Source organism: Devosia soli (genome assembly GCF_000970455.1).
In the GTDB taxonomy this organism is placed as follows: Bacteria; Pseudomonadota; Alphaproteobacteria; order Rhizobiales; family Devosiaceae; genus Devosia; species Devosia soli.
This window is the reverse complement of the sequence record NZ_LAJG01000021.1, coordinates 53,006-79,341: the sequence shown is the minus strand read 5'-3', so window position 1 is coordinate 79,341 and position 26,336 is coordinate 53,006. Positions and strand designations below refer to the sequence as shown.

Here is a 26,336-nt window from a genome sequence, read left to right as displayed (position 1 = left end):
CGAGCGGCATTAACCCATCGTGAACCACCCGGGGGCAGTCTGGCGCCCGGGGGCTCCCCGGAGCCAGAATATGAGTCTTGAACTGATCGATATCGCCCTGGCCGAACGCCAGGATCACCCGCACCTTGAAAATCGTGTGACCGGCAAGGTCAAGGCGGTGCTGACCGAAACCATCGATGGGCGCGAGCAGCGGCACGAATTGCTGATCCCCGCCTGGATCGAACGGGAAGCGGGCATGGACGATGCCGATATCGACCTGGCGCTGATGCTGAAAGCAGCAAAGATCGTCGGGCGGGTGCGCGCCCAGCTCGATCCCACCGTGCCCTAGGAGGCGTCGGTCTTGGTCTTGGCGTTTTGCGCCAGGGCCTCGAGAAACATGCGATCCGATGGGGACAGCCCCATCGGCACATAGGCCTGGGGCGCCGGAGCGTTGGCGCCGGGGCTGCGATGGCGATAGGCGGGGGCGGTGGCAAAATGCCGGGCGCGGTGGTTGAGATCACTGGCGCGGGCGCGGCGATCGGACCAGATGAACCAGATCACCGTCATGGCGGCGATCACGGAGATTGCGACGATTTCCCAGCTCATGACGGCCTCCTTTGCTTGGGAGGCAACATAGCTAATGAAGGGTTAAGCTCGAAGCGAGAACCCCGATTAGGCTTAATGGTTAAAGTTTTACAAATGTCTTCGGCAGCGGCAGGCCGCGATTGAGCGCGACGAGCATCTGGCGCACTTCGTTTTCGGCCGCCTTGGTGATGGCCTTGCGATCGGCGCCATGGGCGAGGACCTGGGGTGTGCCGAAGGCGACGGTGACGTCCTTGATGGGACCAGAGAGAATCCCCCGGATGTTCTGCTTGACCGACTTGGACTTGATCCAGGCGATCAGCGAGCGTTCGTTGCGGCTGACGGGCAGGCCCTGGAGTTTGGTATAGGCGATGGTGAGGGGCTGGATGTTCACTTCGGTCGCGCCGGCCGCTTCCATCGCATGCTGTGCCGCCCCCACCAGCGCCGAGCGGAACGGCAGGACATGGGTGCCGATATCGGACTGACCCTCGGCAAAGAGCACCACGGCATTGCCGCTCGCCATGTGCCTGCCCATGGCCTCGGCGGTGCGGCCGGTGCCGGAGCGGCGGGTGCGATCGACATAGATGGTTTTTTGCAGATCCGCCATCATGCCCACGAACGGCCACTTGCCGACTTCCTGCTTGGCAACGAAGGTCACCGGCGCCACCGAACCAATGGCGACGATGTCGGTCCAGGAAATGTGGTTGGACACGAGCAGCGTCGGACGGCCCGTGGCAGGCTCGCCGATCTTGGTGACGCGGAGCCCGAGAAAGAGGCAGCCCATCTTGTGAAAGAGCTGCGGCAGTACCGGCCAGATCGGCAGCCTGAGCGCGTTGATCACCGCCTGGGCGGGGATGACGACGACGAGGAATGGCACGAAAAGGAAGATGAAAAAGAGGCTGCGGCGGATCATTTGCCGGACGGTTCCTTGCTGGCCGCCTTGTCGAGGAGAGGCACGGCATAGAGTTCGAGACGATGATCGACCAGCCGGTAGCCGAGGCGTTTGGCGATCACCTCCTGGATGGCCTCGATTTCCTCGTTGCGGAATTCGATCACCTTGCCCGAGCGGATATCGATGAGGTGATCGTGATGCTCATCCGGGATGAGTTCGAAGCGCGCGCGCCCATCCTTGAAATCGTGCTTGGTGATGAGCCCCGCTTCTTCGAAAAGGTTTACGGTGCGGTAGACGGTCGAAAGCGAAATGCGCGGATCGATCGTGGCGGCGCGGCGATAAAGCTCTTCGACATCGGGGTGATCGGAGCTTTCCTCGATCACGCGCGCGATGACGCGGCGTTGGTCGGTCATGCGCATGCCGCGCAGGACGCAGGATTCTTCCAGGGTCGGTTCGGACTGTGCCTTGGTCAAGTCTCGTCTCCTTGCCTGGGCCTTGAGGGATCGCTTCGGTTAACCAAGATCGCGCGCCATGACAAGCGCGGTGGCGGCGCTGCCATCGGGTCGGGGATAATAGCCTTTTCGCGCAGAAATGGTGGCAAAGCCGAGCTTTTTATAAAGGCGCACGGCGGGGCTGTTTTGCTCGTCGACCTCGAGAAACATCTTTTTGGCCGGCGACAGCATGAGATCGGCAAAGACGGCATCGAGCAGGGCCCGACCAACTCCCTTGCCGCGCCACTTGGGGTCGACGGCAATGGTGAGGAGCTCGCTTTCATCGGCCACGAGGCGAATGACGGCAAAGCCGGCAATGCGCCGCTTGGCATCACAAGCGACATAGATCGGGGTCATGCGATCTTCGAGGAAAGCAACGAAATCGGCTGCCGGCCAACCGCGGAAAAAGCCCTGGTCATGGATTTGGGCAAGCCGCGGCGCATCACCGTTTTCGGCTGGTTCGATATGCAGGCCCTGCGGGGCCATCCAGAGCTTGTCCATCAGATGCGCCTCGGCACGCGGGACGCATCCTGCGGCTTGGCATCGGCGTCGCGGATATAGGCGGCATGCGGGGGATAAAGCGCGGGGTCAGCGCCGGCCGCGAAGCGGACCATGGCGGCGGGGTCGACGAAGGGGGATTCGATCAGCGCGGTACCGGGGGTGACGTGGGCGCGCGCTTGCTCGATGGGCAAGAGCCTGGGTTCGGTTTCGGAAATGCCGGGAGCCGAAAAAGCCTGAAAGTAAGCTTCGCCGCGGCGGGCATCGAGGAGCACGATAACGGGGCCGGAGGGCATGCTGAGGGAAAGGGCGAGGAGGCTCGGAATGCCGAGCACCGGCAGCTTGCGCGCAAGACCAAGTCCGCGCGCCGCCGAAAGGCCGATGCGCAGCCCGGTAAATGAACCAGGGCCGGTGGTAACGGCAATGCGTGCGACATCGGCATGGGTCAGGGCGTTGCGGTCAAGAAGCGCGGCCATGCGGTCAAAGAGAATTTCGGCGTGACCGGTAGCGATGTCGTCGACGCTCACATCCACGTGGCCATCGGCGCGGAGGAGGGCCAGCTGCAGGCGGGGGGCGGCGGTGTCTATGGCGAGGGTGACGGGCATTTGGGGCCTCTTGTTATGCCAGTCGGGCAAGCCCTCATGGCCTTCCTGAAAACGCTCCACCGCGGCGATCTTGCCTGCGGCCGGCTCAATACCTCTCGTCCGCCCTTTGGGCACCTTCTCGCACGAGGGAGTAGGGGGCGCGGTGATCGTGCCGGCATTTGGCGCTCTCCTAGCCCTCCGCACCCACCGAGTCCACTGCCTTGACGCTCCACCGCCTGGGGGCGACCTTGCCGGCCATGTGCCGTGATTCGTTTGTACCCCAAAAATGATCCAGCCCGTCACCTGGCTGGCCCAGACCACCATGCTCAGCCAAGGCTGGCGACGCTTTTGCCTGCTGGCCGGGGCGGGGGCCGTGGCCGGGTTGTCCGTGCCGCCGTTTTTCATCCTGCCCGCGTTGTTTTTCGCCATGCCGGTCTGGGTCTGGGCGCTTGATGGCGCCGAGCGGCGCCGCGCCTGGTGGCGCCGAATTTTCGGGCCCGCCTTCACCATCGGCTTTGCCTTTGGCTGGGGCTATTTCCTTGTGGCCTTCCATTGGCTCGGGGCTGCGTTTTTCGTCGATGGCGGCTGGGTGCTCGGCGCCATGCCCCTTGCGATCGCGGCGCTTGCGGCGCTGATCGCGATCTTCTGGGGTTTTGCGAGCGCCTTCGCCCATCTCTTCTGGAGCCATGGCGCGGCGCGGATCGTCACGCTGTCCTCCTTCCTGGCCCTGGCCGAATTTCTGCGTGGCCATGTGCTCTCCGGCTTTCCGTTCGATCTTCTGGGCTATTCGCTGACCGGCACCGAAGAAATGATGCAGCTTGCCTCGGTCATCGGAGTCTATGGGCTGACTTTCCTCGCGCCGCTGCTCGCCATGACGCCCGCCCTTATCTGGCCGGCGGACGATCGGCCGATGAGCCGGCGGCTCTTTCCCTTTTTTGTCGCCATGGCCGTCATCGCCGGGCAATTGGCCTATGGCTGGAACCGGCTGGCCGGGACGGCGGCGACCGAGCGGCAGGACGTGGCATTCCGTCTGGTGCAGCCCATGGTCTACGAGCATGCCGATTTCGGCAATGTCGATCCGGTCGCCTTGATCGACCGGCTGTTGATGCTGTCGGATATGCGCATGGACCCCGCCGACCAGGGGCTTGGGGATATTACCCATCTCGTCTGGCCCGAATCGAGCGTGCCGTTCTTTCTTGAAACCTATCCCGATGCCCTGGCGCGGATCGCGCGCATGCTGCCTGAAAACACGACCCTGCTGGCCGGCGTGCCGCGGCAGATGTTCGGGCTCGATGGGGAAGTGCCGCAGGGTGCGCCCTATAATTCGCTGGTGGCGATCAACACCAATGGCGAGATCATCGCCAGCTATGACAAATCGCATCTCGTGCCGTTCGGCGAGTTCCTCCCCTTCCAAGACTTCTTTTCTCGTCTTGGGATAAAGCAGTTCGTACCGGGCTCGGCGGGGTGGTCGCATGGCGACGAACGCCGGCGGCTGATGGCGCTGCCGGGCACCCCGGCCATGCTGGCCGTGATCTGCTATGAAGCGATTTTTTCCGGCGATCTCGGCGACGTGCAGAACGCCCAGTTCATCCTCAATATCACCAACGATGCCTGGTTCGACGGCTCGATCGGCCCGGCCCAGCATGCGCATCATGTCCGGCTGCGCGCGGTGGAAGAGGGGATGAGCGTGTTGCGCGCAGCCAATACCGGGCTGACTTTTGCCACCGACCCCCTCGGCCGCATCACGGCCCAGCTGGCGCCGGGGCAAATGGCGGCGCTCGATGTACGCCCCGACCAGCGGCTTCCGCCGACCATCTTTGCACAACTGCGGCACTATCCGCTGGCGATCGCCATTATCGCTGGCATCCTGATCGGATTCGTGGCCTCGCGGCGCGGACGGCGCCGCATGCCCGAATAGGCGTTCCAAGGACGCCTTGGCAATGTTGCGCCTTCACCGCTCATCAGCCCCCATTCCAAAAGCCCAAAACACAAAAAAACCCCGGCAAGCCGGGGTCTTTCGTGCAAACGTCAGGAACGAAGTAATCAGTTCCAGGTCTGACGGTCGTACCAGGTGTCAACGTCCTTGCGGACATCGTCCTTGGCCTTGCCGTAGCGCTCCTGGATCTTGCCTTCGAGCTGTTCGCGCTTGCCATTGATCTGGGTCAGATCATCGTCAGTGAGCTTGCCCCACTGTTCCTTGACCTTGCCCGAGACCTGCTTCCAGTTACCTTCAACGCGGTTCCAGTCCATTTCGGATCTCCTTGTCTTGGTGTGACAGGGTAACCCGCAACATCAAGGGATAGTTCCGGAGAGGACGGTTTGACGCAGCAAGATGTGAACGTGCGCATATGGAAAGAACGGCCGGAAATCAAAAAAGCCCCGGACCGAAGTCACGGGGCTTTTTTGCAAAATTGGTGCCCAGAAAAGGACTCGAACCTTCACGCCTTGCGGCACACGGACCTGAACCGTGCGCGTCTACCAATTCCGCCATCTGGGCGACGGGCGAGTAACTAGGGCCCAGACCTATTAAAGTCAACGGGCTTATGCGGGATTTTAGAAGTTTGCCCCATCCCAATGCTTGATGGCGTCGCGGTCGATCCTGGGTGGTGTATCGAGGCAATTGACGTTGATCATATACATGGTGTTGCCCTTGCCATCGCTGCCGCGGGCAAAGCTCTCGATGCCGCAGGTCTTGCAAAAGAGATGATCGATCATCTCGGTATTGAACCGATAGGTCGTCAGCTGGTCGGCGCCGGCTTCGAGCACGAAATCGGCCTCGGGAATGGACTGCATGACCCAGCCCAGACGCCGGCAGCGCGAACAGTTGCAATCCCCCAGATTGGCGAGATCGGTATTTGCGGTGAAGCGGACGGCGCCGCAATGACACTGCCCATGATGAGCACGCTTTTCAGCCATGATGGTTCTCCTTGTCGAACGAAACAAGAACAAATCGAGGGGTGAGTCAAGGTGTCCGCTGCGCATCATGCCCTCGACAGCGGCGGCTCGGCTGGGATAGAAGCATTCCAAACTCTTGACCTCTCGCCTTGCCGGAGCCCTCGACATGGATCGCTTTTCGCCAAAACTCGTCACTGTCTTTGGCGGCTCGGGCTTTCTGGGCAAGCATGTCACCCAGGCCCTGGCGCGGGCCGGCTACCGCGTGCGCATCGCGGTGCGCCGTCCCGACCTTGCCGGTGAAGCGCGCATGCTCGGCGGGGTCGGCCAAATCGTGCCGATCCAGGCCAATCTGCGCAATGAGGCCTCGGTCCATCGCGCCGTTTCCGGCGCCGACATCGTCATCAATCTGGCGGCCATCGGCACCGAAGGCGGCAAGCAGACTTTTTCGACCATCAATCACGAAGGCGCAGCCCTTGTCGCGCGCGCGGCTAAGGCCGCCGGCGTCGGTGCGCTTGTTCATGTGTCAGCGCTTGGTGTCGATAAGGCAGCCGATGTCAGCGACTATGCGCGCACCAAGCTTGCCGGCGAACAGGACGTGCTCGAGGCCTTCCCGACTGCCGTCATCCTGCGCCCCTCGCTGATGTTCGGCCATGGCGACGGGTTCTTCAACAAGATGGGTGGGCTCGCCCGCATGTTGCCGGTGATGCCGCTGATTTCGGGCGATACGCGCTTCCAGCCTGTCCATGTCGGCGATGTGGCCGAGGCGATCGTTGCGGCAGCTGAGGGCAAGGTCAAGACCGGCAAGGTCTATGAGCTTGGCGGCCCGGATATCGAGACCAATAAGCAATTGATGGAGCGCATCCTGCGCGAAACCGGCCGCAAGCGCCCGCTGCTGCCCTTGCCTCCCGGCATTGCCAAGCTTTTCGCGCTGCCCTCGAGCCTCTTGCCGATCCCGCCCGTGATCACCGCGGACCAGGTCGAGCTGCTCGGCGTGGACAACATCGTTTCGCCCGAAGCGATCAAGGACAAGCGTACCTTCGCCGCCTTCGGCATCGAGCCGACCTCGATGGACACGGTGCTGCCCGAATATATGTGGCGCTTCCGCAAGCACGGTCAGTTCGACCGCGACGACCACACGGGTTCGGTCGCTGCCTGAGACAGCGCGCATGGGCGGCAATGAGCCAATCGCCGCTGGCAGCGGCGGTGCGTCATGAGCGAAAGCCTTACCATCACCGGTCTCGGCCAAAAGGGCGAAGGGATCGCCCAAAGCGGGGATCGCAAGATTTTCGTGCCCTTTGCCCTGCCGGGCGAGACGGTCGCGGTCGAGGAAACGGCCGAGCGGGCCCGGCTCGTGGCGGTCGAGACCGCTTCTCCCGACCGCATCGAGCCGTTCTGTCCCTATTTCGGCGCCTGTGGCGGCTGCCAGCTCCAGCATATGGGGCCCGACATCTATCGCGCCTTCAAGATCGGGCTCGTCGAAACCCCGCTCCGGCATCTCGGCATCGAGGCAAAGGTCGAGCGCATGGTCGAGGCGCATGGCGAAGGCCGGCGCCGGGCAACGCTCCATGCGCGGCGGGATGCCGCCGGCTATATGCGGCTGCGAAGCCACGATCTTCTCGATATTGCGGCGTGTCCCATACTGGCGCCGGGCTTGAAGCGGGCGCCGGCCATTGCCCATGCGATCGGGGTCGTGGTGGGGCCGTGCGATATCGGCTTTACCGCCACCGAGACTGGGATCGACGTTGTGTTGCGGCCCGAAAGCAAGGATGTGCGCGCCGACCGGCTGGTGCCGCTTGCCAATAGTCTTGGACTGGCGCGGCTCGCGCTGCACAAGGAAATGGTTTTTCTCGCGCAGGCGCCGCGCGTGAGCATGGGGCGCGCTAGCGTCGAACTGCCGGTCGGCAGCTTTCTCCAGGCAACGGCTGCGGCGGAGGCTGCTCTGGCCGATTACGTCATCGAGGCGGTGGGCAAGGCCAAATCGGTGGCCGATCTTTTCTGCGGCGTCGGACCCTTCGCCCTGCGGCTTGCCGAAAAGGCGAGCGTTTTTGCCGCGGACAGCGACAAGCCGGCGACCGTGGCGCTCGAAAAGGCGGCGCGGCATGCCAAGGGTCTCAAGGCCGTATCGGTGCGGGCCCGCGACCTGTTTCGCGATCCGCTGACGCGGTTTGAGCTCGATTACGACTGCGTCGTGCTCGATCCGCCGCGGGCGGGATGCGAGGCCCAGGTCAAGGAAATCGTCGCCTCCAAACTAAAGCGCGTCGTCATGGTCGCCTGCGATCCAAAAACCTTTGCGCGGGACGCTGCGAGCCTCATCAAAGGTGGCTTTTCCGTGTCAAACCTGATGGCGTTCGATCAGTTCGCCTGGTCCAACCACATCGAAATCGCGGCGACGTTTTCGCGCACGGCTTAACATTTTCGCTGGTATTCGCCGCGATTTTTTAAGCTCTCCCGGGGCATTAGCTTCGTTCACTTGTTTGAGAGCCGGCGCTAAGCCGTTCACAAATTTGGGCAAGCTGCAACCGACCCGAAGCTTGCCACGTTTGCTTGGCATAACAACTTTCCAAAGCCACCCGGCATGGCGCGGCCATGCCTGTAATTTTTCTGCGGAGAACTACCATGTTCAAGGCATTTGTAGCCACTTCTATTGCCCTCGCTGCCCTGGCCGCTCCGGCCTTTGCCCAAGACGCTGCTTCGCCTGATGGCGTCTGGAAAGACAAGTGGGGTACGACCTTCACATTTTCGACCTGCGGTGACGGCACCCAGCTTTGCGGTGTTCTCAATGACGTGCAGGGCAATTCCCGCACCGAAGAGAACCTCGCCTTTGTGAACCAGCAGGTCGTTTCGGCCGATCAGACCGCTCCCAACAAGTGGGAAGGCCAGATTGCTCTTAATGGCGGCAACGCCAAGGCAATCGTCGAGGTCAAGGACGAAAACACCCTGACCATCACCGGTTGCCAGGGCGGCATCCTCTGCCAGACCCTGACCTACAACAAGGTCTCGTGAGAGCCTTTCTGAGGTTACAATAGAAAGCCCCGGGAAACCGGGGCTTTTTGTTTTAGCAGACCGTTGCGACGCGGTCCTTGATGACGGCCAAGACTTCGTCGCCGGGGCGCTTCCACCAATTGTCCTGAGAAAAGATCTCGACTTCCTGCGGGCCGAAGAAACCGGCATCTTCGATCATCCTGCGGATGGCGGGCAGGTCAATGACGCCATCGCCCATCATGCCGCGATCAAGCAGCATATCTTTTGTGGGGACGAGCCAATCGCAGATGTGGTGGGCAAAGATGCGCTTCATGCGGCCCGCGCGAGCGATGGCCTGGGCCAGGTTCGGGTCCCACCAGACATGGTAGACGTCGATGGCGACGCCCACGGTTTCCCCGAGGTCTTCACAGATATCGAGGGCCTGATCGATCGTGTTCACGCAGGCGCGGTCCGCCGCATACATCGGGTGCAGCGGCTCGATGGCGATCTTGACGCCAGATGCGCGGGCATGGGGCAGCATGGCGGCGATGCCGTCGCTGACCATCTTGCGGGCGCCGGGAAGGTCTTTTGAGGACCCAGGCAGGCCACCGACGACGAGGACGAGGCAATCGGCATTGAGCGCGGCGGCTTCGTCTATGGCGCGAAGATTGTCGTCGATCTGCTTTTGGCGGCCATCGGCCGTTTCGGCGGGGAACATGCCACCGCGACAGACGCCGGTCACCTGTAGCTTGTTGTCGCGCACGATGCGCGCGGCTTCATCAAGGCCGATTGCGGCGATCTGGTCGCGCCAGGGCGAGATGGCAGTGATGCCGGCGCGTAGGCACCCATCGACGGCTTCGGCAAAATCCCATTGCTGGCGGGTCGTGGCGAGATTGAGCGAGGTTTTCCGTTCGGTCATGCCGGCACTCCATTCACCTGCAGGACCGCCTTCATGCGTGCCGTTGCCAATTCCGGATCAGCCAGAACCCGGGCCTTGTCGGCAAGGCGGAAAAGCTCTGAAAGATGCTGGACCGAGCGGGTCGACTGCTGGCCGCCGATCATCTGGAAATGATCCTGCAGGCCATTGAGATAGGCGAGGAAGACGACGCCAGTTTTATAAAAGCGCGTCGGGGCCGCGAAGATGTGGCGGCTGAGCGGAACCGTGGGTTCGAGAATGTCGAAGAACTTTTGGGTATTGCCTTCGCCGAGGGCGGCGAGACCGGCAGAGGCGGCCGGGGCAATGGCGTCGAAAATGCCGAGGAGGGCGTGAGAATAGCCCTGATCGTCACCGGCGATGAGTTCGGCGTAGTTGAAGTCGTCGCCGGTATACATCTTCACGTTGGCCGGCAGGCGGCGGCGCATGGCGATTTCCTTCTCGGCGGAGAGGAGGGAAATCTTGATGCCGTCGACCTTATCGGCATTGGCCGCGATGACGTCGAGGCAGGTGTCCATGGCCTTGTCGTGGTCGATATCGCCCCAATAGCCCTGGAGCGCCGGATCGAACATTTCGCCCAGCCAATGCATGATGACGGGCTGTTTGACTTGAGAAAGAACATGGCCATAGACGCGGGCGTAATCGTCGGGCGATTTGGCTGATGCTGCGAGGGCGCGGCTGGCCATGAGGATGACGCGGCCGCCCTGGGCCTCGACGAAACCGACCTGTTCGTCATAGGCGCGCAAAATGTCGTCGATGGTGACATCAGGGCCGGGGGCGAGGTGATCGGTGCCGGCGCCATAGGCGATGAGGGCATCGTCGCGGGTACGCGCTTCAGCCTGCGAGCGGCGGATCAGTTCCTGCGCTTCGGTCCAGGTTAGGCCCATGCCGCGCTGGGCGGTATCCATGGCTTCGGCAACGCCGAGGCCGAGATCCCACATGCGGTGGCGGAATTTCAGCGTCGTATCCCAATCGATAGCCGGGCTCAGCCAGGGATCATGGATCGCAAGCGGGTCGGCGACAACGTGGGCGGCCGAATAGGCAATGCGCGGAAAGTCGGTCGCCTTGAATTTGACGAAGGGGATTGGGTCGCCGCTCAGGGTGTAGGGCGTGATCGAGCGGTCGGGATTGGGCAGGTTGATGGTCGGCATGGGTTTTCCCCTCACAGCCTTCGCGCACTCGGATGTCACCCCGTCAAAGGCCGGGATCCATCCTGAGATGGTTTCATATACCGATCCATCATGGCCCCTCAATCTGCGGGAGATGGGCCCCGGCTTTCGCCGGGGTGACATCGGTGGGTGGGATGGAAAGGGTTTTAGACCCTTAAAATTCCAGCTTCGGGACGTCGAGCCAGCGGCGCTCGGCCCAGCTCTTCAAACCAAGCTCGGCGAGCTGGACGCCCTTGGCGCCGGCTTCGAGGCCATAGGGCCATGGCGCGTCTTCGGCCACATGCTTGAGGAACATTTCCCACTGGACCTTAAAACCGTTGTCGGCGGGCCAATTGTCCGGGACTTCTTCCCAATCGTTGAAGAAGTTCATGGTCTGCGGCTGATCCGGATTCCAGACCGGTTTCGGCGTATTGACGCGGTGCTGGGTCCAGCATTTGTGGAGGCCCGCAACGGCCGAGCCATGGGTGCCATCGACATGGAAGGTGACGAGATCGTCGCGGCGGACGCGGGTGGTCCAGCTCGAATTGATCTGGGCGATCACGCCGCCTTCGAGTTCGAAGGTTGCGTAAGCGGCGTCATCGGTATCTGCCTTGAAGCGGTTGCCGTTTTCATCGACGCGGCTCGGAATGTGGGTGGCCCCTAAGCAGGAGACGGCTTTGACCTCGCCGAAGAGGTTATCGAGCACATAGCGCCAGTGGCAGAGCATATCGAGAATGATGCCGCCGCCATCGGCCTTGCGATAGTTCCACGAGGGGCGCTGCGCCTTCTGCCAGTCGCCTTCGAAGACCCAATAACCAAATTCGCCGCGAACTGACAAAATATCGCCAAAGAAGCCGGAATCTTTCAGCATCTTGATTTTCATGAGGCCCGGCAGGAAGAGCTTGTCCTGCACGACGCCATGCTTGAGGCCCGAGGCGCGGGCGGTCTTGGCGAGATTGACGGCGACGTCGAGATCGTCCGAAGTCGGCTTTTCGCAATAGACGTGCTTGCCGGCAGCAAGGGCCCGTTCGAGGAGGCCAGCGCGCATCAGCGTCGTGCCGGCATCGAAGAAGATGGTGTCATCGGGATCGGCCAGGGCGGCATCGAGATCGGTGCCCCAGCGCGCAATATTGTGCTTCTTGGCGAGGCGCTCGATCTTGTCGCGGTCGCGGCCAACGATGATCGGATCGACAACGAGACGATCGCCGTTCTTGAGCGCAATGCCACCAGAATCGCGAATGGCGAGAATGGAGCGCACCAGATGCTGGTTGTAGCCCATGCGCCCCGTGACGCCATGCATGATGATGCCGATGCGTTGATCCGCCATTTTCTCCTCCGGCCGCTTGTGCGGTGTAACTGACTGGTTACTTAGATACAGACGCTTTGGCCGTTGCGTCAAGCACGCAAGTGTTTGGCCGTGGCATGCGAAAGGCACCGGAAGGTTACTTATGCTTGACAGGCTCTGCCGCCCGGCGGAGACTCCCCCAAAAGGCGTCGACTTGAGGAGGAGGGCGCCACAAGGCTACGCCTGCGCTTTACCGGCGGGGGCGCAAGCTGCTATCGGCCTGCCGATAATCCCTTCTCGGGTGCAATGAGGCTGCCGCGTGTCAGAGATCAAGATTGCCGAACCGGACGCCGAGCCCGAGATCGTACGCAAGCGGACGCGCAACTCGGCCAAGACCAAGGCGTCGATCCTTGCGGCAGCGCGCGTCGAGTTTGCCGATCGGGGTTTTGAAGGGGCGCGGGTCGATGCGATCGCGGAACGCGCCGGCGCCAACAAGCGGCTGCTTTACCACTATTTTGGCAACAAGGAAGATCTCTACCGGGCCGTGTTGCTCGACGCCTACCAGGAAATTCGCCGGGGCGAGCGGGCGCTGAGCCTTGATCAATATGATCCGATCCAGGCCATGGACCGGCTGGTGCGCTTCACCTTCCGGCATTTTCTGGCCAATCCCTGGTTTCCGCGCCTGCTGGGCACGGAAAACATCGAGAATGCGCGTTTTTTGAAGACGCTGCCCGATATCAAGGCGCTGCATTCTCCGCTCGTGGGACAGATTGCGGCGATCATCGAGCGGGGAAACCAGGAAGGGCTGTTCCGACGCGATGTCGATCCGGTGCAGCTCTATATTTCCGTTGCGGCGCTGGGATTTTTCTACGTGTCGAACACGGCGACGCTGTCGGTGATCTTCGAGCGGGACCTCTCGAGCGTCGGGATGGTGCAGGAGCGCGAAGCGCATGCGGTGCAGATGGTGCTCGATTATCTGCGGGCGAAGCCGGGAGCGTAGTACCGACCTATGGCTACCCGAGCACTTTGGTCGCGATAGTCGGATAGAATTTTAACGCCATCACCACCCGGTTTGTCCGGGTGGTCCATGCGGAGGCGAGATGGATTGCCCGGACGAGCCGGGCAATGACGGTGCACGCAAGGTCGGAGGACTACTGACGGTTCGGCGTCAGAGCCTAGAGATCCACGTCGTCCTCACCCAGGCCTTCGACCTCGGCTGCGGCGCGGCGCAAGATTTCGGCGGCGCGGCGCTGCTGGTCTTCGGAGCCGTGGCGGGCTTTCTTGATGGCGCCCTTGAGGGCCTTGCGGGCCTCGTCGAGTTCGGGAACCGCATCGCGGAGCGGACGATCCTCATGGTGATGACGTGCATGCGGTGGCTCGTGGCCTTCGCCGGGGCGCCCGCCAAAGGGCCAATCGGCACGAACGAACTCGCGAAATCGGTTGAACTGCTCGCCAGTGCGCGCAAGGAAATCGAGGGTCGAGGCGACGGCTTCGCGGTTTTCACCGAGATGCGTGCGGCCTTCGTCGGTGATCGTATAGAGCTTCTTATTGCCCTCGGCGGAGGACGTCACATAGCCGGCTTCCTCGAGATAGGTCAGGGCCGGATAGACGATGCCGGGGCTCGGGGAATAAACGCCGTTCGAGCGCTCTTCGATGGCCTTGATCAGGTCATAGCCGTGCCGCGGTTGCTGCTCGATCAGATAGAGCGCGACAAGACGAACGTCGCCCGAGGCGAGCATGCGGCCGACGCGGAAATTGCCGCCCCATTGGCCGAGGTCTTCATCGCCGAGATTTTGCTGGAATTTGCCCCAGCCGCGGCGGGCCATCTGCTCGAAGCGCCGCCAGTTGGGTTCACCATTACGCCAGTTGGACATGATGTGTCTCCGATATGTTTTCAAAGCCTGTGAAAGTGAGATTGGCGCGAGGCGGCGGGGTTTCAAGATATATCTTATGAAAGTTTTATAAGCGGGGTGTTCGGGATTTGGTGCGTAACGGAACACACCCCCTCCTAGCCTCCCCCATCTAGGGGGAGGTATCTGCCGGTGATTGGGTGAAATTTGTGCCACAAACGCGATGCGGCACCCCCCCTTGATGGGGGAGGTTGGGAGGGGGTGATCGGCAGACCGTTTCGCCTTAGGGCCGGCTAGCCCATTCCAAAAGGCTTGCGAGGCTCACGAACGGCACGCCGGCATGTTCGGTGAGGCCGGAGGCGCAGGTGGAGACGGTAGAGATGCCGAGGCTGCAGTTGGCCGGGATGTCATTGTGGATGCGGCGGGTCGCGTGGGCATTGAGTTCGGGGATGAAGAGGCCCTTGTCGCCCGAGTAGCCGCAGCAATTGATCGAGGAGAGGACGGCGATCTCGTCGGCGCAGGCACCGGCTAGGGTTTCAGTGGCGGGCTGCTCGGCGAGGCGCTGGGCGGAGCAGTTGTGGTGGACCGCGACGCTGTCGAGTTTTTGAGTGATGGTGAGGCGCGGCAGGATTTCGGCGAGGAGGAATTGCGGGGAGTCGGACACGGCAGCATCGCCGGGGAACTCGCGCAGGTGTTTTGCGCAGGTCGAGGCGTCGGTCACGATTTTGAGGCGACCGGCGTCGGAGAGGGAGGACAGTTCGGATTTGAGGGCCTTGCCGACTTCGGCGGCTTGCTCGGGAAAACCCTTGGACTGGAACGGCTGTCCGCAGCATTGGCCGGTCAGGTGCTCGGGCACGATGACGTCGAAGCCGGCGCGCTCGAGTAGGGCGACCATGGCGGCGGGCGTGTCGAGGAGATCGTGCTCGGTTTTGGGCGCGCCGAACATGCGGCTGGGGCAGGCAGGGAAATACACGACCGAAGGCCGGCCGGTCTGGGTAATCGGCACGGGAAAGCCGGTTTTCTTTGGATGCTGGCGGGTTTCCGTCGGCTTTGGGGCGCCGGGGCCGTGGTGGAGGGCGCGGGAAACGCGAGGCACATGTTTGTTGGTCAGGCGGCGTGCGGTTTCGGTGACCGCTTCGATTGCAGGCGCGGGAATGATGGTGCGGGCGGCATCGGCAATTGCCACGCCTCCGCGCATGAACCTTTCAACCGTGCCGCGATGATCTGCGGCAAAGCGGGCGACGGATTGGGCCGTTGCGCCACGGCGGCGGGCGCGCTCGCCGAGAATCATCGTGCCGGTTTCGATGCCGACGGGGCAGCGGAGCGAGCAGAGATTACAGGCGGCGCAGGTGTCCATGCCGGCATATTGGAAATCGGCGTCGAGTTTTTCGAGGCGCGCCGCGTCTTCGCCAGAGGCGCGGAGGCGGGCGCGTTCGCGGGTGACGGCGATGCGCTGGCGCGGGGTCAGCGTCATATGGTGGCTGGGGCAGGCAGGTTCGCAAAACCCGCATTCGATGCAGAGATCGACGACCTCGTCCGCCAGCGGCATGAGTTTGAGGTTCTTGACGTGGATCTTTGGGTCGTCGTTGAGAAGCACGCCGGGATTGAGGAGGCGCTCGGGATCGAACAGGGCCTTGATGCGATGCATGATCGCATAGGCTGCAGACCCCCACTCGGCCTCGACGAAGGGCGCGATGGCGCGGCCGGTGCCGTGCTCGGCCTTGAGCGAGCCGCCATAGCGCCCGGAGACGAGGGTGCTGAGGGCCTGGTTGAAGATGTCGAATTTTTCGGCAGCGCCAGGCTTGGAAAAATCGTCGCCCATCTGGAAGTGAAGATTGCCGGCGAGCGCGTGACCGAAAATGACGGCGTCGGTATAGCCGTGATCGTCAAGCATGGTGCGCAGATCGACGACGAATTCAGCAAGGCGCTCGATGGGGGCGGCGACGTCTTCGGTCAGCATGATCGAGCCCTTGGGGCGGGCGGCACCGGCCGAAGTGAAAAAGCCCTTTCGAATATCCCAGAGGGCGTGGCTGCGATGTTCGTCGGTCGAGAGATCGATATGGGTGGCGCCGTGGCGGGCCAGCAGCTCTTGCGTCTTTGCGACCTCGATGGCGAGCGTTTCCGCGTCAGGGGCGGTGACGTCGATGAGGACGGCGGGAGAATCCGTGCCGAGCCAAGGGAGAAGCGGCTGCATCGGGGGCAGGTGCTCGACCGTCGTCAGAGCGCGGCGCTCGATATATTCGGCGGCGGTGACCCCGGTCGTGACCTGGACGCCGCCATTGGCCATTTCGATGATGGCGCGGCCAGCCGATTGCGGATCGGGGAAGGGGATAAGGCCAGTGGCCTTGAAGGGATGTTCGGGGACGGTGTTGTAGGTGACTTCCGAGACGAAGCCCAGCGTGCCTTCGGACCCGACCATGAGGTGGATGAGGATATCGAGCGGGTCGTGATAATCGACGAGGGCATTGAGCGAATAGCCGACGGTGTTCTTGATCCGGTATTTATGACGGATCAGCGCGACCAGTTCGCTATCGGCCATGATCTCGTGGTGAAGGTCATCGAGGGCGCGCAGCATGCTAGCGTGCGAAACGCGAAAGGCGTCGCGGCTGGCGGCATCGCCTGAATCGAGCATGGTGCCGTCGGTGAGGACGATCCGGAGGCGGGCCATGGTGTGATAGGTGTTTTGCGCCACACCGCAGCACATGCCCGAGGAGTTGTTATTGACGACGCCACCGATCTTGCAGGTGGCCTGCGAGGCCGGATCGGGACCGATCTTCTTGTCGTAGGGTTTAAGGGCCCTGTTGGCTTCGGCGACGATGATGGCGGGGCCGAGGGTGATCTTTTCGGCGCCGGGATGGATGTCAAGCTTGCGCCAGCCATCGCCCAAGACAGCGAGGACGCCATCGGTGACGGCCTGGCCCGAGAGCGAGGTGCCGGCAGCGCGGAAGGTGACGGGCAGACCCTCCGCGCGCGCGGCCCTGAAAACGGCGCGGACATCATCCTCGGAATTGACGAAGACCACGACGGCCGGGATCAGCCGATAGGAACTGGCATCGCCGCTCCAGGCGTAGGTCATCAGTGGATCGGTATGGATGGCGCCTTTGACCACGCCCTTGAGGCGGGCGGCGACACGTTCACCAGCCGCGAGGCGATCGGGGGTCTGGGCCTTGGGCTGGGTCGAATACTGAACGGCTTGCTGCATGGGGTAACGCTAACATGTCAGTTGACGCCTTGCGAGAGATTAGAGCGGCGGCAGCACGGCAATAGCGGCGGCGCTAATGCGCGCGAGGAGATCCTCGATCCGCTCCTCGCCCCGTCGCTCCCTGAGCACGTAGATACCGGCGAGAAAGCCACGTGGCGTGTCGGCCTGGTCGACCTCCACCAGGCCCCGCTGCATAAAATCGTCGCGCATCACGTGGGTGTGGGTGAGAACGGCGTCGGTTGCGAGCGCATAATCGACGCAGGCGGCGAGGGAATTGGAGCGAAAGGCGAAATGGGTGCGGTCGAAGACGGTTTCGACGCGAATGCGGCGCCGCGAAATATCGAAAAACCGCTCGTGGCGGCTTTCGGCGAGCGAGCTGATGATCTGCGGAAAATCCTCGATTTCCGCACGGCTGCGCGGCTTCCCGAGGAGCGGATGGCCCGCCCGAACGAAATGCGCATTATAGACGCGGCTAAGCGGAATGAAGTCGGTGCCGATGCCGGGGCTCAGCCCATCGATTTCGTGCGCAAGAAAAATTGATATATCGCCCGACAGCATCTGGTCGAGGAGGCGGAGCTGATTGCCGAGGCTAACCTGGACCGGCGCCTTGGGAAATTCACGCTGATAGGCGGTGACGAGATCCTTGAGGAACATCGTCCACCACGAATAGCCCGAGCCGACAGTGAGACCCCGCTCGGTGCCGCGCTGCTGGTCGGCGATGGCGGTAAGGGTGTTGTCGTAGAGCCGGTTCATCAGGCGCGCGTTTTCATAAAGCGTTTCGCCGTAGCGGGTGAGCCGGACGCCGCGGGAAGACCGTTCGAAGAGCGGAGCGCCGATGCTTTCTTCAAGCTTGCGCATATTAAAGGTCAGCGTCGGCTGCGTGATGAGGAGCTTGGTCGCCGCAGCGCTCAGCGAGCCCGCATCGGCAACGGCGAGGAACTGGGTCAGCATCTTGTCCATGGACGCTCCAATCGGGCTATAGATTTCTTCTATAATATGCCGGGCAATTTCGTAGTTTTCCAAGAGAGCTTTTTACGCCACTCTCGGGCTCAACAATGAAAACCGATCCAGCGCGTTGATGCGCCGGAAACGGGGAGGACAGCGAGCAGACAAGACATTGCGTCAGACCCAAGCCGATCGCCGCTCGAAAATCTTCCATACAAGCCTAGTTGCCGCTCTGAACGTGGTTATGCTAGGGGTAACTGTCTGGTTATTTACGCGGATATGTACCGAGCGGAGCCTTTGTCTCAAGCAGTTGACAAAGCCTCTAATCTGCTCACTGTAGTAACCGGTTGGTGATTTAGCGACGGGGAGGTCGCTGTTCCAATTCACTCCGGCATGCCGGAGATGCAACTGTTCAAAGGGAGGAAAGACATGACATTTCGTTTAGGACGCCGTCAGTTCCTGATGGGAACCTCGGCCCTCATGGCTGCTGGTGCAGCCGGGCTCACCCCAGCCTTCGCTCAAGGCGCCACCATGCGCCTGATCTTCTGGGGCGGCCAGAGCCGCGCCGATCGCACCTATGGCGTGACCGATCTCTTCGACGCTGCGACGGGCAACAAGATCGAGGGCGAATTCCTCGCCTGGAACGACTACTGGCCCAAGCTCGCGACGCAGACCGCCGGCGGCAATGCGCCCGATATCATCCAGATGGACTATCGCTATATCGTCGAATACGCCAAGCGTAACGCCATCGCTCCGCTCGACGAATTCGTCGGTGGCGCCCTCAAGCTCGACGGTTTCGACGAAGACCAGCTCGAAGGCGGCAAGGTCGACGGCAAGCTTTATGGCATTTCGCTCGGCGCCAATTCGGTGGCGACCCTGGTCAATACCGTCGCTTTCGAGGAAGCCGGCGTCGAGGCGCCGACCAACGACTGGACCTATGACGATCTGATGACCAAGGGTGAGGCCTTCGCCAAGGCCAATATCCGCAACGGCATGAAGATGATGGCCGATGGGTCCTATTCCGAACCCATGCTCGATAACTGGCTGCGCCAGAAAGGTCTCGCTCTTTACACCGCCGACGGCAAGCTCGGTTTCGGTGCCGACGAGATGGTCGAGTGGTTCAATATGTGGAAGACGTTCCGCGACGCCGGCGTCATCGTTTCCCCGGACAGCCAGGCGCTCGACACCGGCCCGCTCGAAACCACCATGCTGGTTTCAGGCAAGGCGGCGCTGATGCCGTCGAACTCGAACCAGCTCGTCGGCTTCCAGGCCCTCGTGCCCGACAAGCTCGACATGGTCGGCTATCCGCGTCTTGCAGCCGGTGTTGGTGGCGGCCACTACCGCAAGCCCTCGATGTTCTTCTCCGTTGCCGAAACCTCGGCCAACAAGGAAGCGGCGGCGCAGTTCCTCACCTTCTTCATCTCCGATCCGGAAGCGGCAAAGATTCTCGGTGTCGAGCGTGGCATTCCGTGCCTGCCTCAGACCCGCGATGTCGTCGCCCCGACGCTCGACGAAGCCAACCAGATCGCCCTCAATTTCGTGGCGAACCTGGGCGACCTTCTCGGGCCGCTGCCACCGCCCCCGCCGGCCGCTGCCGGTGAAATCGACCTCTCCCTGCTCCGTGTCATCGGCCAGGAAGTCTCCTTCGGTGCCCGCACGCCGGAAGATGCCGGTCCCTACTTCGTCTCCGAAGCGACGGCCATTCTCGAGCGGGCCTCCTAAAGCCTCGTGCCACGCGCCCAATCTCGGGCGCGTGGCTTATTTTATTGGTGAATAGATGTCGTTTACTCTCTCCCGCCGCCAGTTCCTGTTGTCCGGTACCGCGGCGCTCGCCGCCGGCGCCCTCGGCACGCTGCCAAGCTGGGCGCAGTCTGCCAATCTGCGATTGATTTTCTGGGGCGGCCAAGCCCGCGCCGACCGCACCTATGGCGTTGTCGACCTTTTCACCAAGGATCATTCCGACGTTTCCATCGACGGCGAATTTCTCGGCTGGGCCGACTATTGGCCCAAGGTTGCAACGCAGACCGCCGGCGGCAACCAGCCCGACATCATTCAGATGGACTATCGCTATATCGGCGAATATGCCCGCCGCGGCTCGCTGGCCTCACTCGACTCGTTTGTTGGCAATGGCCTCGACGTCTCTTCCTTTGACGAAGACCAGCTGCGCAACGGCACCATCGATGGCAAGCTGATCGGCGTCAGCCTCGGCGTTGCTGCCGGCGCGACCGTCATCAACACCAAGGTGCTGGATGACGCCGGGATCGACATCGATCCGATGCGCTGGACCTATGACGATCTGCTGACCCAGGGCCCGAAAGTCTCACAAAAGACCAATGGCGCGACCGCCATGGCGCCCGATGGCAGCGGCATCGAGCTCCTGTTCGAGAACTGGCTGCGCCAGAAGGGCAAAGCGCTCTATGCCGACGGCCAGCCGGCCTTTGCGCCGGAAGACGTGACCGAATGGTTCGAGCTTTGGGCCGAGCTGCGCGACGCCAAGGCAATCATCTCGCCCGACGAACAGGCCATCGATACCGGACAGCTTGAAACCGCGCCGCTGGTGCGTGGCAAGTCGGCGATGAATTTCACCACGTCCAACCAGCTGGTCGCCTATCAGACGCTGGTGCCCGATCCGCTTGGCATCGGCATCTTCCCGGCAACCGCACCTGACTCCAAGGGCGGTCACTACCGCAATTCCTCGCAGTATTTCGCCCTCTCATCGACGAGTGCTGCGCCGGAAAAGGCCGTCGAATTCATCAACTTCTTCGTCAATTCGCCGGAAGCCGCGGCTATCCTTGGCGTCGAACGCGGCGTGCCGGCGTCCTCGGCGATGCGCGATGCCGTTGCGCCCACGCTCGACGAGCGCAGCCAGATGGTCGTCAAGTATATCGCCGATCTCGGCGAAATCGCCGGTGACGTGCCCCCGACCCCGCCGGCTTCTGCCGGCGAAGTCGAAGTCGCCCTCAAGACCAAGAGCCAGGAAGTCGCTTTCGGCGCGCAATCGCCCGCCGATGCCGGCCCTGCCTTCTACGACCAGGTGATCGAGAGCCTGGGGAGAGCAAGCTAAAGCATGACCGTTCAACACGTTGCTTCCACCAGCGCCACCTCCGAGGTTCCAAAAACCTCGGTATGGGCGCGCATCTGGCAGCAGGATGCTCCTGGCTACCTGTTCCTGCTGCCCTGGTTCATCGGCTTCTTCGGCCTGACGCTCGGGCCGATGATTTCCTCGCTCTATCTCAGCTTCACCAAATTCGACCTCCTGACCTCGCCCGACTGGGTGGGGGCCGGCAACTATGTCCGGATGTTCACGAACGATCCGAAATTCGCCGCCTCGATGCGCGTGACGTTCTTCTTCGTGATCTTCTCGGTGCCGCTCAAGCTCGCCTTCGCGCTTGGCGTAGCGCTGCTGCTCAATCGCGGCATGAAGGGCCTGCCGCTTTATCGCGCGCTGTTTTATCTACCGAGCCTGCTCGGCGCGTCAGTCGCCATCGCCATCCTGTGGCGGCAGATCTTTGCCGGCGACGGCCTCGTCAACAAATTCCTTTCGGTCTTCGGCATTGTCGGGCCGAGCTGGATTTCCAACCCCAATTATTCGCTCTGGACGCTGATCATTCTGGCCATCTGGCAGTTCGGCTCGCCCATGATCATCTTCCTTGCTGGTCTCAGGCAGATTCCACAGGACATGTATGAGGCAGCCTCGCTCGATGGCGCCAGCAAGTGGCGCCAGTTCTGGAAGATCACGCTGCCGCTCCTGACGCCGGTCGTGTTCTTCAACGCCATCATTCAGACCATCGAAGCCTTCAAGAGTTTTACCCCCGCCTTCATTATTTCGGGCGGCACGGGCAATCCGATCAACTCAACGCTCTTTTATACGCTTTATCTCTACCAGGAGGCCTTCGGCTTCTTCCGCATGGGCTATGCCTCGGCGCTGGCCTGGGTGCTCCTGGCGATCGTTGCCGCCTTTACCGCCTTCTCCTTCCTCACCTCGAAATATTGGGTGCACTACGATGACTGATGCCCCCATGAAACTGACTGTCGTCGGCGCAGAAGCGCCGGCCTGGCGCAAGCGGGCGCTGACGATCCTGAGCCATGCGCTCCTGATCGGGGCCTCGATCCTGATGCTTTATCCGCTCCTCTGGATGCTTGCGGCCTCCTTCAGGCCGGAGAACGAGATTTTCACCTCGGCCAGCATCATTCCCTCGTCCTGGAGCATCGACAGCTATTTTCGTGGCTGGAACGGGCTGCGGACGAGCTTCTCGGTGTTCTTCACCAATAGCTTCATCGTCTCGATTTCGTCGGTGATCGGCAATGTGTTCGCCTGTTCGCTCGCCGCTTTTGCCTTTGCGCGCCTCGAATTCCGCGGCCGCAAGATCTGGTTCGCGCTGATGCTGATGACGCTGATGCTGCCCTACCAGGTGACGCTGATCCCCCAATATGTGCTGTTCCGCCAGCTCGGCTGGGTCGACACCTTCCTGCCCCTGATCGTGCCGAAATTCCTCGCGGCCGACGCCTTTTTCATCTTCCTCATGGTTCAGTTCTTCCGCGGCATTCCGCGCGAACTCGATGAGGCGGCGATGATGGACGGCGCCGGACCCTGGCGCATCTATTGGAAGATCATGCTGCCGCTTTCGACCCCGGTTCTGGCGACGGCTGCCATCTTCACCTTCATCTGGACCTGGGACGATTTCTTCGGGCCCCTGATCTACCTCAACCAGATGCGCGACTATACGGTGATGCTGGGGCTTCGCACCTTCACGGACTCGACCGGCATGTCGGATTATGGCGGGCTCTTTGCCATGAGCGTGCTGTCCCTCGTGCCGATCTTCCTCTTTTTCCTCATCTTCCAGCGCCTGCTCATCGAGGGCATCGCGACCACGGGTATGAAGCGTTAAAATTATGTCTGACTTGAAATTTGCCGCCATCGGCATCAACCACGCGCATATCTATGGGCAGGTCGACTGCCTCAAGCGCGCCGGCGCTGACTTCGTCGCCTTCCACGCCGTTGAAGACGACCTGGCCGCCGCGTTTGGTGCGAAATATCCGGAAGCCAAGCGGGTCTCCGATCCCAAGGCGATTCTCGAAGACGCCTCGATACAGATCGTCGTCACCGCCGCCATTCCCGGCGATCGCGCCGACATTTGCCTGGCCGCCATGCGCCACGGCAAGGACGTGCTTACCGATAAGCCGGGCATGACGACGCTTTCCCAGCTCGACGAGATCAAGCGCGTGCAGAAGGAAACGGGCCGCATCTTCTCCGTGCTCTATTCCGAGCATTTTGAAGTGCCCGCCACCGTCGAAGCCGGCAACCTCATCGCCAAGGGCGCGATCGGGGAGGTGATCAACACCGTTGGCCTGGGGCCGCATTCGCTGCGCCTCAACAATCGTCCGGATTGGTTCTTCACCCGCAACCGCTATGGCGGCATTCTGTGCGATATCGCCAGCCACCAGTTCGAGCAGTTTTTATTTTTCTCGAACGCTATGGATGGCGAGGTCATTTCCTCAAGCGTCTATAACCGCAACAATCCGCACCGGCCGGGCCTGCAGGATGTGGGCGATGCCCATGTCCGCACCGAGCGCACGACCGGCTATATCCGCGTCGACTGGTTTACGCCCGAAGGCCTGCCTACCTGGGGCGATGGCCGCCTGACGATTTTGGGCACCGAGGGCTATATCGAGCTGCGCAAGTATGTCGATATCGCCGGCAAGCCGGGAACGGACCACCTGTTCCTCGTCGACAAGAAGGGCGTCCAACACATCGATTGTAGCCAAGTCGAGCTGCCTTTCGGCCGCCTCTTCCTCGATGACGTGCGCAACCGCACCGAGACGGCCATGCCGCAAGAGCGGTGCTATAATGCCATGAAGATGGCCCTGACGGCGCAGGCCATGGCCGAAACCGGCACGGAGTGGGTGAAATGAGCTCGATTCTCAACGTCGCCGTCGTCGGTTGCGGCATCGGCCGCTCCCATATCGTCGAAGGCTATGTGCCCAATGCCGACAAGTTCAAGGTTCTGGCGCTCTGCGATCTCGACCCCGAGCGCATGGCCAAGATCGGGGATGAATTCGGCATCGAACGCCGCATCACCAATTTCGACGATCTCCTCACCATGGACGACATCGACATCATCGATGTCTGCACCCCGCCGGGCGTACACTATTCCATGGTCATGAAGGCGCTCGAGGCCGGCAAGCACGTCGTCTGCGAAAAGCCGCTGGTCGGCTCGCTCCAACAGGTCGACGCGGTGATGGAAGCGGAAAAGACCGCCAAGGGCAAATTGATGCCGGTGTTCCAGTATCGTTTCGGCGATGGCATCGAGCAGGCCAAGGCGGTCATCGATTCCGGCATTGCCGGAAAGCCCTTTGCCGGCACGGTCGAAACCATGTGGCGCCGCGAGGCCCCCTATTATGCCGTGCCCTGGCGCGGCAAGTGGAAGACCGAGCTTGGCGGCGTGCTGATGGGCCACGCCATCCACCCCCATGACATCTTCACCTATCTCATGGGTGACATTGCCCGCGTCTTTGGACGAGTGGCTACCCGCGTCAATCCGATCGAGGTGGAGGATACGATCTCTGCTTCGCTCGAAATGAAGAGCGGCGCTTTGGCGAGTTTTACCGCAACGCTGGGTTCGGTCGATGAAATCACCCGTATCCGCCTGCAGTTCGAGCACGTGACCATCGAAAGCGATCACGCGCCCTATAATCCGGGCCATGCGCTGTGGAAAATCCTGCCGCGCAATGACGAGGTCAAGGCCAGGATCGAGGCGCTGCTGGCCAATTGGCAGCACGTACCAAGCCGCTTCCAGACCCAGATGGCACGTTTTCACGAAGCCATCGAAGGCAAGCGCGAGCTGCCGGTAACCTCGGCGGATTCGCGCCGGTCGCTCGAACTGGTGACGGCGTTTTATCACTCTTCCTCGACTCACCAGGAGGTCGTTCTGCCCCTGGGCCCCGATCACCCGCTCTACCAGAGCTGGGTCCCGGCCGAGTTCCGGTAATTTCAGGAGACAGACCCATGGCGACCAGCATCCAACTGCGTCAACTGAAGAAAGCCTATGGCGACGTCCAGGTGATCCACGGCGTCGACCTGACCATCGAGCCGGGCGATTTCACCGTGTTTGTCGGCCCCTCGGGCTGCGGCAAATCCACCCTGCTGCGCATGATTGCCGGGCTAGAGCCGATCACCGGGGGTGACCTCTTGATCGACGGGCAGCGCATGAACGAAGTACCGGCGGCCAAGCGCGGCATTGCCATGGTGTTCCAGTCCTATGCGCTTTACCCGCATATGTCGGTTTACCAAAACCTCGCCTTCGGCCTTGAAACGGCAAAAATGCCCAAGGCCGAGATCGAAAAGCGTGTGCAGCGCGCCGCCGAAATCCTGAAAATCGAGCCGCTGCTGAAGCGCAAACCCAAGCAGCTCTCGGGCGGCCAGCGCCAGCGCGTCGCCATCGGCCGCGCCATCGTGCGCGAACCAAAGATTTTCTTGTTCGATGAGCCGCTGTCCAACCTCGACGCCGAATTGCGCGTCGCCATGCGCGTGGAAATTGCAAAGCTGCACAACGATCTTGGGAACACCATGATCTACGTGACCCACGACCAGGTGGAGGCCATGACCATGGCCGACAAGATCGTGGTGCTGCGCGCCGGCGTCATCGAGCAGGCCGGCGCGCCGCTCGACCTTTACAACAATCCGCGCAATCTCTTTGTCGCCGGTTTCATCGGCTCGCCCAAGATGAATTTTCTGACCGCCACCGGCGAAGGCGACACCGTGAGGACCGCCAATGCCGCGCTGCCGTTGGGGCGCTCGGCTACGGGCGCCGCAACGCTCGGGATCCGCCCAGAGCATATTACGCTCGTCGAAGGCACGGGCGCCAAGTTTGCCGATCTGCGGGTGGACTTGGTTGAAAATCTCGGTGGCCAGACCGTGGTCTATGCCACGACAACCGACGGCCAGCCCTTGACTGTCGTGCTGGAGGGCCAGCGCCAGGTCGACATCGGTTCAACCGTTGCGGCCTATGTCGACCCCGCCAAGGCGCAGGTGTTCAACGCCGAAGGCCTTGCGATCCGCTGATTTGGACAATGCGATTGTGATCCTCCGC

26 protein-coding genes and 1 tRNA gene are annotated in these 26,336 nt (G+C 61.9%); 13 read left to right on the top strand and 14 right to left on the bottom strand.

Translation table 11 applies throughout. From position 1 onward, the window contains the following. Positions 1-70: 70 nt before the first annotated feature. Positions 71-328, top strand: coding sequence for a hypothetical protein (locus VW35_RS09395; RefSeq protein WP_046142796.1), 258 nt, complete (start codon positions 71-73; stop codon positions 326-328). Here the strand turns inward: VW35_RS09395 and VW35_RS09390 are convergent. The 5 genes from VW35_RS09390 to tsaB all read right to left on the bottom strand — a co-directional run bounded on the left by VW35_RS09390 (position 325) and on the right by tsaB (position 3,047). Continuing rightward, a complete protein-coding gene (locus VW35_RS09390; RefSeq protein ID WP_046142795.1) occupies positions 325-585 on the bottom strand; it encodes a hypothetical protein in 261 nt (86 codons plus the stop codon). The genes VW35_RS09395 and VW35_RS09390 overlap by 4 nt on opposite strands. Positions 586-664: 79 nt before the next feature. Next, complete coding sequence (locus VW35_RS09385; RefSeq protein ID WP_052951619.1) at positions 665-1,474, bottom strand: lysophospholipid acyltransferase family protein; 810 nt, start codon at positions 1,472-1,474, stop codon at positions 665-667. Next, positions 1,471-1,872 (bottom strand): Fur family transcriptional regulator, encoded by a 402-nt coding sequence (locus tag VW35_RS09380; RefSeq protein WP_083982664.1) that lies wholly within the window; start codon positions 1,870-1,872, stop codon positions 1,471-1,473. Before VW35_RS09380 ends, VW35_RS09385 begins: the two co-directional genes overlap by 4 nt. 93 nt (positions 1,873-1,965) lie before the next feature. Next, positions 1,966-2,445, bottom strand: a complete 480-nt coding sequence (gene rimI, locus VW35_RS09375) for a ribosomal protein S18-alanine N-acetyltransferase (RefSeq protein WP_046142793.1) — start codon at positions 2,443-2,445, stop codon at positions 1,966-1,968. After that, on the bottom strand, positions 2,445-3,047 hold the full coding sequence (gene tsaB, locus VW35_RS21550; RefSeq protein WP_052951618.1) for a tRNA (adenosine(37)-N6)-threonylcarbamoyltransferase complex dimerization subunit type 1 TsaB: 603 nt from the start codon (positions 3,045-3,047) through the stop codon (positions 2,445-2,447). Before tsaB ends, rimI begins: the two co-directional genes overlap by 1 nt. A gap of 265 nt (positions 3,048-3,312) precedes the next feature. On the opposite strand from tsaB, the gene lnt reads away from it, so the two are divergent. After that, on the top strand, positions 3,313-4,944 hold the full coding sequence (gene lnt, locus VW35_RS09365) for an apolipoprotein N-acyltransferase (protein ID WP_046142792.1): 1,632 nt from the start codon (positions 3,313-3,315) through the stop codon (positions 4,942-4,944). A 125-nt stretch (positions 4,945-5,069) separates the two neighbouring features. On the opposite strand, the gene VW35_RS09360 is transcribed toward lnt, so the two are convergent. From VW35_RS09360 to VW35_RS09350, 3 genes are all read right to left on the bottom strand, one after another. Continuing rightward, positions 5,070-5,276 (bottom strand): CsbD family protein, encoded by a 207-nt coding sequence (locus VW35_RS09360; protein ID WP_046142791.1) that lies wholly within the window; start codon positions 5,274-5,276, stop codon positions 5,070-5,072. A 162-nt stretch (positions 5,277-5,438) separates the two neighbouring features. Continuing rightward, positions 5,439-5,523 (bottom strand) — tRNA-Leu (locus tag VW35_RS09355). A gap of 56 nt (positions 5,524-5,579) precedes the next feature. Further along, complete coding sequence (locus VW35_RS09350; RefSeq protein WP_046142790.1) at positions 5,580-5,942, bottom strand: GFA family protein; 363 nt, start codon at positions 5,940-5,942, stop codon at positions 5,580-5,582. 145 nt (positions 5,943-6,087) lie between these two features. Here VW35_RS09350 and VW35_RS09345 point away from each other — a divergent pair, with 145 nt between their 5' ends. The 3 genes from VW35_RS09345 to VW35_RS09335 all read left to right on the top strand — a co-directional run bounded on the left by VW35_RS09345 (position 6,088) and on the right by VW35_RS09335 (position 8,924). Continuing rightward, positions 6,088-7,077, top strand: coding sequence for a complex I NDUFA9 subunit family protein (locus VW35_RS09345; RefSeq protein ID WP_046142789.1), 990 nt, complete (start codon positions 6,088-6,090; stop codon positions 7,075-7,077). A gap of 54 nt (positions 7,078-7,131) precedes the next feature. Next, a complete protein-coding gene (locus tag VW35_RS09340; protein ID WP_046142788.1) occupies positions 7,132-8,331 on the top strand; it encodes a class I SAM-dependent RNA methyltransferase in 1,200 nt (399 codons plus the stop codon). Positions 8,332-8,537: 206 nt separating this feature from the next. Further along, positions 8,538-8,924, top strand: a complete 387-nt coding sequence (locus tag VW35_RS09335; RefSeq protein WP_046142787.1) for a hypothetical protein — start codon at positions 8,538-8,540, stop codon at positions 8,922-8,924. A gap of 52 nt (positions 8,925-8,976) precedes the next feature. Here the strand turns inward: VW35_RS09335 and VW35_RS09330 are convergent, their stop codons facing one another. The 3 genes from VW35_RS09330 to VW35_RS09320 all read right to left on the bottom strand — a co-directional run bounded on the left by VW35_RS09330 (position 8,977) and on the right by VW35_RS09320 (position 12,291). Further along, positions 8,977-9,801, bottom strand: coding sequence for a sugar phosphate isomerase/epimerase family protein (locus VW35_RS09330; protein WP_046142786.1), 825 nt, complete (start codon positions 9,799-9,801; stop codon positions 8,977-8,979). Then, positions 9,798-10,967 carry a dihydrodipicolinate synthase family protein gene (locus tag VW35_RS09325; RefSeq protein ID WP_046142785.1) on the bottom strand — a complete coding sequence of 390 codons (1,170 nt, stop codon included), beginning with the start codon at positions 10,965-10,967 and terminating at the stop codon, positions 9,798-9,800. Before VW35_RS09325 ends, VW35_RS09330 begins: the two co-directional genes overlap by 4 nt. A 172-nt stretch (positions 10,968-11,139) precedes the next feature. Beyond that, on the bottom strand, positions 11,140-12,291 hold the full coding sequence (locus VW35_RS09320; RefSeq protein ID WP_046142784.1) for a Gfo/Idh/MocA family protein: 1,152 nt from the start codon (positions 12,289-12,291) through the stop codon (positions 11,140-11,142). A gap of 277 nt (positions 12,292-12,568) precedes the next feature. Between VW35_RS09320 and VW35_RS09315 the strand changes: the two genes are divergently transcribed. Beyond that, positions 12,569-13,249, top strand: a complete 681-nt coding sequence (locus VW35_RS09315; protein WP_052951617.1) for a TetR/AcrR family transcriptional regulator — start codon at positions 12,569-12,571, stop codon at positions 13,247-13,249. Between the two features lie 175 nt (positions 13,250-13,424). On the opposite strand, the gene VW35_RS09310 is transcribed toward VW35_RS09315, so the two are convergent. From VW35_RS09310 to VW35_RS09300, 3 genes are all read right to left on the bottom strand, one after another. After that, positions 13,425-14,123 carry a PadR family transcriptional regulator gene (locus VW35_RS09310; protein WP_052951616.1) on the bottom strand — a complete coding sequence of 233 codons (699 nt, stop codon included), beginning with the start codon at positions 14,121-14,123 and terminating at the stop codon, positions 13,425-13,427. A 259-nt stretch (positions 14,124-14,382) separates the two neighbouring features. Continuing rightward, positions 14,383-17,301: an FAD-binding and (Fe-S)-binding domain-containing protein gene (locus VW35_RS09305; RefSeq protein ID WP_052951615.1), complete on the bottom strand. Its 2,919-nt coding sequence runs from the start codon at positions 17,299-17,301 to the stop codon at positions 14,383-14,385. Positions 17,302-17,340: 39 nt separating this feature from the next. Continuing rightward, the gene (locus VW35_RS09300; protein ID WP_046142783.1) at positions 17,341-18,261 is read right to left on the bottom strand and encodes a LysR family transcriptional regulator; all 921 of its coding nucleotides are present in this window, start codon (positions 18,259-18,261) and stop codon (positions 17,341-17,343) included. Between the two features lie 414 nt (positions 18,262-18,675). On the opposite strand from VW35_RS09300, the gene VW35_RS09295 reads away from it, so the two are divergent. The 7 genes from VW35_RS09295 to VW35_RS09265 are packed head-to-tail and all read left to right on the top strand — an operon-like array spanning position 18,676 to position 26,308. Continuing rightward, positions 18,676-19,968, top strand: a complete 1,293-nt coding sequence (locus tag VW35_RS09295; RefSeq protein WP_046142782.1) for an ABC transporter substrate-binding protein — start codon at positions 18,676-18,678, stop codon at positions 19,966-19,968. A 55-nt stretch (positions 19,969-20,023) separates the two neighbouring features. Beyond that, on the top strand, positions 20,024-21,310 hold the full coding sequence (locus VW35_RS09290) for an ABC transporter substrate-binding protein (protein ID WP_046142781.1): 1,287 nt from the start codon (positions 20,024-20,026) through the stop codon (positions 21,308-21,310). Positions 21,311-21,313: 3 nt separating this feature from the next. Further along, complete coding sequence (locus VW35_RS09285) at positions 21,314-22,258, top strand: carbohydrate ABC transporter permease (protein WP_046142780.1); 945 nt, start codon at positions 21,314-21,316, stop codon at positions 22,256-22,258. Next, on the top strand, positions 22,251-23,135 hold the full coding sequence (locus VW35_RS09280) for a carbohydrate ABC transporter permease (protein WP_083982608.1): 885 nt from the start codon (positions 22,251-22,253) through the stop codon (positions 23,133-23,135). The genes VW35_RS09285 and VW35_RS09280 overlap by 8 nt, the downstream gene beginning before the upstream one ends. Positions 23,136-23,139: 4 nt before the next feature. Continuing rightward, positions 23,140-24,159: a Gfo/Idh/MocA family protein gene (locus tag VW35_RS09275; RefSeq protein ID WP_046142779.1), complete on the top strand. Its 1,020-nt coding sequence runs from the start codon at positions 23,140-23,142 to the stop codon at positions 24,157-24,159. Beyond that, entirely contained in the window at positions 24,156-25,235 is a 1,080-nt protein-coding gene (locus tag VW35_RS09270; RefSeq protein WP_046142778.1) for a Gfo/Idh/MocA family protein, read from the top strand. The genes VW35_RS09275 and VW35_RS09270 overlap by 4 nt, the downstream gene beginning before the upstream one ends. Before the next feature lie 17 nt (positions 25,236-25,252). Then, the gene (locus tag VW35_RS09265) at positions 25,253-26,308 is read left to right on the top strand and encodes an ABC transporter ATP-binding protein (RefSeq protein WP_046142777.1); all 1,056 of its coding nucleotides are present in this window, start codon (positions 25,253-25,255) and stop codon (positions 26,306-26,308) included. Positions 26,309-26,336: the final 28 nt, after the last annotated feature.

Excerpts from the sequence above, each read along its gene's own strand:
- VW35_RS09310 (WP_052951616.1), bottom strand. The coding sequence starts at position 14,123 with ATGTCCAACTGGCGTAATGGTGAACCCAACTGGCGGCGCTTCGAGCAG.
- VW35_RS09340 (WP_046142788.1), top strand. The coding sequence starts at position 7,132 with ATGAGCGAAAGCCTTACCATCACCGGTCTCGGCCAAAAGGGCGAAGGG.
- VW35_RS09395 (WP_046142796.1), top strand. The coding sequence starts at position 71 with ATGAGTCTTGAACTGATCGATATCGCCCTGGCCGAACGCCAGGATCAC.
- lnt (WP_046142792.1), top strand. The coding sequence starts at position 3,313 with ATGATCCAGCCCGTCACCTGGCTGGCCCAGACCACCATGCTCAGCCAA.
- VW35_RS09300 (WP_046142783.1), bottom strand. The coding sequence starts at position 18,261 with ATGGACAAGATGCTGACCCAGTTCCTCGCCGTTGCCGATGCGGGCTCG.
- tsaB (WP_052951618.1), bottom strand. The coding sequence starts at position 3,047 with ATGCCCGTCACCCTCGCCATAGACACCGCCGCCCCCCGCCTGCAGCTG.
- VW35_RS09285 (WP_046142780.1), top strand. The coding sequence starts at position 21,314 with ATGACCGTTCAACACGTTGCTTCCACCAGCGCCACCTCCGAGGTTCCA.
- VW35_RS09325 (WP_046142785.1), bottom strand. The coding sequence starts at position 10,967 with ATGCCGACCATCAACCTGCCCAATCCCGACCGCTCGATCACGCCCTAC.
- VW35_RS09345 (WP_046142789.1), top strand. The coding sequence starts at position 6,088 with ATGGATCGCTTTTCGCCAAAACTCGTCACTGTCTTTGGCGGCTCGGGC.
- VW35_RS09385 (WP_052951619.1), bottom strand. The coding sequence starts at position 1,474 with ATGATCCGCCGCAGCCTCTTTTTCATCTTCCTTTTCGTGCCATTCCTC.
- VW35_RS09320 (WP_046142784.1), bottom strand. The coding sequence starts at position 12,291 with ATGGCGGATCAACGCATCGGCATCATCATGCATGGCGTCACGGGGCGC.
- VW35_RS09290 (WP_046142781.1), top strand. The coding sequence starts at position 20,024 with ATGTCGTTTACTCTCTCCCGCCGCCAGTTCCTGTTGTCCGGTACCGCG.
- VW35_RS09275 (WP_046142779.1), top strand. The coding sequence starts at position 23,140 with ATGTCTGACTTGAAATTTGCCGCCATCGGCATCAACCACGCGCATATC.
- rimI (WP_046142793.1), bottom strand. The coding sequence starts at position 2,445 with ATGGACAAGCTCTGGATGGCCCCGCAGGGCCTGCATATCGAACCAGCC.
- VW35_RS09295 (WP_046142782.1), top strand. The coding sequence starts at position 18,676 with ATGACATTTCGTTTAGGACGCCGTCAGTTCCTGATGGGAACCTCGGCC.
- VW35_RS09390 (WP_046142795.1), bottom strand. The coding sequence starts at position 585 with ATGAGCTGGGAAATCGTCGCAATCTCCGTGATCGCCGCCATGACGGTG.
- VW35_RS09380 (WP_083982664.1), bottom strand. The coding sequence starts at position 1,872 with ATGCGCATGACCGACCAACGCCGCGTCATCGCGCGCGTGATCGAGGAA.
- VW35_RS09360 (WP_046142791.1), bottom strand. The coding sequence starts at position 5,276 with ATGGACTGGAACCGCGTTGAAGGTAACTGGAAGCAGGTCTCGGGCAAG.
- VW35_RS09280 (WP_083982608.1), top strand. The coding sequence starts at position 22,251 with ATGACTGATGCCCCCATGAAACTGACTGTCGTCGGCGCAGAAGCGCCG.
- VW35_RS09270 (WP_046142778.1), top strand. The coding sequence starts at position 24,156 with ATGAGCTCGATTCTCAACGTCGCCGTCGTCGGTTGCGGCATCGGCCGC.
- VW35_RS09335 (WP_046142787.1), top strand. The coding sequence starts at position 8,538 with ATGTTCAAGGCATTTGTAGCCACTTCTATTGCCCTCGCTGCCCTGGCC.
- VW35_RS09305 (WP_052951615.1), bottom strand. The coding sequence starts at position 17,301 with ATGCAGCAAGCCGTTCAGTATTCGACCCAGCCCAAGGCCCAGACCCCC.
- VW35_RS09330 (WP_046142786.1), bottom strand. The coding sequence starts at position 9,801 with ATGACCGAACGGAAAACCTCGCTCAATCTCGCCACGACCCGCCAGCAA.
- VW35_RS09265 (WP_046142777.1), top strand. The coding sequence starts at position 25,253 with ATGGCGACCAGCATCCAACTGCGTCAACTGAAGAAAGCCTATGGCGAC.
- VW35_RS09350 (WP_046142790.1), bottom strand. The coding sequence starts at position 5,942 with ATGGCTGAAAAGCGTGCTCATCATGGGCAGTGTCATTGCGGCGCCGTC.